The following is a 4,029-nucleotide window of genomic DNA, read 5'->3' on the forward strand; positions in this document are numbered from 1 at the left end:
GGCACTAGGAGGTTTTTCCTGGTGTAGTTTTTGTCAATGTATGCATCCCGAAATTTTCTTACATCTTCTGCCGTTGCTTTACGAATAATTCCATCTCGAATGGCTTTATCAAGAGCAGGTTGGGGGTCGGGCTCCGCAGACTTGGTGTCTTGTAGCTCGAAGCAAGTTCCTTCCTTGCACTTCAAGATTTCAGCAAGCTCTTTCTCGCGCCTATCCGTCATCTCTTGCCAACACATGGCGATCGCTACACGGCGGAAGCTTCCTCCTTCCCAGTCCCCCGTGGAGAACATGCAATCCGAGTCGCGGAACTCAAGCCATGCCTTCTGCGATTTGCGCAGAGCATTTTTCAAGTCGGTACTCACCAAGCGTCGCATCAATAGCCGATAGGTATCGTTCAGAGCGACGTCCTTCGTGTAGTAGCCATACCAAGTGCAAAGAGCCATGTCTCCAGTGCCATCGCAGCCTTTTGAGATTTCTTCACGAATCTCTTTTTCTGTATAGCCTTTTTGCCCCTGTGCCATAGCTCGGATAGCTCTGTCGTTGCCCAAAGAATAGGTCGTTGTGAGCAAGAGAAGTGCGAGAACTGCAGTGAACTTCATGGTGAGAACTAACGTTGGATTAAATCGATGTCCTGTGTGACTCTATTGTCCGGGGTTTCAGGCATATACAAGGGATGTGATTAGCACCATTTTTGGATCTCCCCCCGTGGGTGTCGAATTTCCGCACTGAGCTGCCCTTAAAAATTGACAGCTTAAAGGCTCCTGTTAGATATATGAAAGCATCTCTTCGGAACCAATTGAAAGTCCGACTCGACTACAGCGCCCCTAAGTTGCACACCCGTCTTTTTCAATAGTGAGGTAAGGACGCCCTCGTCTGGCAATTGCGTGAACGTCCAAAAAAGGGGGTTAGCCCCAGCCTTGGCCCCAGCCTTGGCCTCAGTCGCGCCTGTTTGCGCGTGAAGGGCATGCGAAGATATAACCTCCCGGAAACCAAAAAATCAAAATGCTGGAGCAGCTTCTTTCCAACTACATCGGCAATGCCGGCGCCGCCAACGCTCGCGGTGAATACGCCGCCGCCGCTGAGTGGTGCCAACGTAGTCTTCAACTCGCCCCTGACCTGCCTGAAGCCTGGTATCACCTGGGAACCGCATTCGGTGGGATGGGCAGAAAACCTGAGGCGGTAGACGCCCTTGAAAAGGCCCGGGTTCGGACACTCAATTCTGCGGACGCACAAAACAGCATCGGCCTGCAGCTGACCGAATTGGGGGCATACCTTAAGGCGGAGCAATGTCTGAATCAGGCGCTGGCATTGGCGCCGGACTATGCTTTTGCCCACTCCAACCTGGGCAAACTCCGGAGCAAACAGAAACGGCTGGACGATGCCGAAACGGCTTTCAGGAAGGCAATTGCACTGAGTCCGGATCTGGCTCCCGCTTATGTCAATCTTGGTGGCGTATTGAGTGACCAGAAAAATTACGAGGCCGCCGAAGCCGCCTGCCGCAAGGCAACCGAGCTGGCGCCGGATTCAGCCGAGGCCTGGCTCAACCTGGGGATCGCGTTGAACGGACTGAAGCAGCATGAGGCAGCCGAATCCTCTTACGCGAAAGCGATGGCGCTTGCACCGCATTGGCCCGACGTGTGGATCAACCGGGGAGTCGCTCTCGATGAGATGAAACGGCATGACGCGGCTGCCGACTGTTACAAGCGGAGCATGGAGCTGGATGCAAACGTCGAATTCGTGTTTGGTTCGCTGTTGCACGCAAAAATGAAGGTTTGCGACTGGCATTCACTTGCCTCCGATCTGCCAAAGATTTTCCAGGAAATCGAGCGTGGGAGGAATGTGGCAATACCGTTCGAAATCCTGGGACTCACTACGGATTTGGCGTTGCAGGCGCAAGCGGCCGCTATATGGGTCAAAGACAGATGCCCAAACTCAGCCACCGTCAGCCCCATCCCCAAACGCCAGCGACACGAAAAAATTCGGATCGGGTATTTTTCCGCTGACTTTCACAACCATGCAACCATGCATTTGATGGCTGAGTTGTTTGAGAGACATGACCGGTCCAGGTTCGAGCTATACGCCTTCTCGTTTGGGCCCGACAAGAAAGACACGATGAGGGACAGGGTTTCGGCGATTTTTGACAAGTTTTTTGATGTACGCCTTCAATCCGACAAAGCCGTCGTACAACTTTCAAGAGATCTGGAGGTAGACATTGCCATCGATCTGAATGGCTACACGCTAGGAAGCCGGCCAGGAATTTTTAATCTCAGAGCTGCGCCTGTTCAGGTGAACTATCTCGCCTATCCGGGAACGATGAGCGCCGATTTCATGGACTATCTCATTGCAGACAAAACGGTCGTTCCAGAAGCCAGTCAACAGCAGTACACCGAAAAGATCGTCTACCTTCCCAATAGCTACCAACCAAACGACAGCAAGCGCTTAATTTCCGACAAGGTATTGAGCCGCAGAGAAGCTGGCTTGCCTGAGACAGGTTTTGTCTTCTGCTGCTTCAACAMCAGTTTCAAAATTACACCCGAAGTTTTTGGTTGCTGGATGCGGATATTGAAGGCTGTGGAAGGAAGCGTCCTCTGGCTTCTTCAGGACAACCCAAAAGCAGCCATCAACTTGTCTGAAGAAGCATTGCGAAGAGGCATTGCCTCGGAGCGGCTGATTTTTGCGCAGCGGGTGCCCCCCGCCGACCACCTTGCAAGGCATCGCCTGGCCGACCTGTTTTTGGATACGCTGCCTTACAACGCGCACACAACGGCCAATGATGCACTGTTGACGGGGCTGCCCATATTGACGTGCATGGGTGAATCTTTCGCCAGCCGGGTGGCCGCAAGCCTGCTGAATACGGTTGACTTGACCGAGCTGGTTACCTCGAACGTGACGGACTATGAGGCCTCTGCGATTGAGTTGGCGACCGTCCCCCGGCGCCTGGCACAGATCAAGGAAAAGCTGGCTCGAAACAGGCTGGCAACACCGCTGTTTGATACGCCCTTGTTCGTCAGTCACATCGAGGCGGCTTACACGGCAATGTATGAGCGCTATCAAAGCGATCTGCCGCCTGCATGCATTTACGTTCAACAATAGTTCTGCAGCGGTCATTGCCGAACTGAAGGTATCCTGAAAATCAACGGCTGGTGCGATCCTGGGCTTTTTTCATTCATAGCCGCCGATGATTGCAACACAATGAGTACCTTGGTCGTACCGGGAAAGTCATCCCCCCGCATTGTTTGCGTGCCTGGGCCTTTTACATAAGAATCAAACCCAGCAACAGGGGGATTCGTATGGGGATAATTCCGCTTCGTCCTTTTCGACAACGGCTGTTTCCGGCCGTCCTGGCTATAGCGGCGATTGCCGTACCGCAGTGGGCTCAAGCGCAGGCCACACTGRAGAAAATCAAGAGCCGTGGGCAGATCAATGTCGGCTACCGCGCAAACTCCGCGCCTTTCTCGTTTCACCAGACTGCAGAAAAGCCGCTGGGTTATAGCATCGAATTCTGCAAACCCATCATCGAACGGCTCCGCCAGGCTGTCGGCAAGCCGAACCTGCCGGTACGGTATATCGAAACGTATGTGGACGCCCGCACACGCTTGCTGTCTGAAGGCAGTGTCGATTTGCTGTGCGAGAACGTGACCGACACACCGGAGCGCCGGACGCGGATGGATTTCTCGACACCGATTTTTATCGAAGCTGTCCAGGTGGCGGTGCGGACCAAAGACAAACTCAGCGCACTCGACCAACTGCAAGGCAAAAGCATTGTGGGCATTGCCGGCACCACCGTGGTTCCCGCGCTGGATCTTTACGCGCAGCAGCATTCATTGAAGTGGCAACACGCCAAAGCAGTCAACGCGGATGCCGCCCTCGGACAGTTGCAACTGGGCTGGGCGGCAGGGTACGCCCGCGACGGTGTTGCGCTCGCCGCGCAATTGGCGAGCCTGCCCAATGCAGGCGATTACCTGATCCTGCCCGAACGCCTGTCCGTAGAACCTATTGCCATCGCCTACCGCAAGGGGGATGCAGTCA

At 54.1% G+C, this 4,029-nt stretch carries 3 protein-coding genes; 2 read left to right on the top strand and 1 reads right to left on the bottom strand.

What is annotated here, in order from left to right:
* Positions 1-599, bottom strand: a 599-nt coding sequence (locus AC1D1X_RS17445) for a lysozyme inhibitor LprI family protein (RefSeq protein ID WP_477698755.1), incomplete at its 3' end; no start/stop codon positions are given.
* Positions 600-1,002: 403 nt separating this feature from the next.
* On the opposite strand from AC1D1X_RS17445, the gene AC1D1X_RS17450 reads away from it, so the two are divergent.
* Positions 1,003-3,093 (top strand): O-linked N-acetylglucosamine transferase, SPINDLY family protein, encoded by a 2,091-nt coding sequence (locus AC1D1X_RS17450; protein WP_477698756.1) that lies wholly within the window; start codon positions 1,003-1,005, stop codon positions 3,091-3,093.
* A gap of 197 nt (positions 3,094-3,290) precedes the next feature.
* On the top strand, positions 3,291-4,029 hold a 739-nt coding region (locus tag AC1D1X_RS17455; RefSeq protein ID WP_477698757.1), incomplete at its 3' end, for a transporter substrate-binding domain-containing protein.

Source organism: Polaromonas sp. P1_G4, assembly GCF_056405475.1.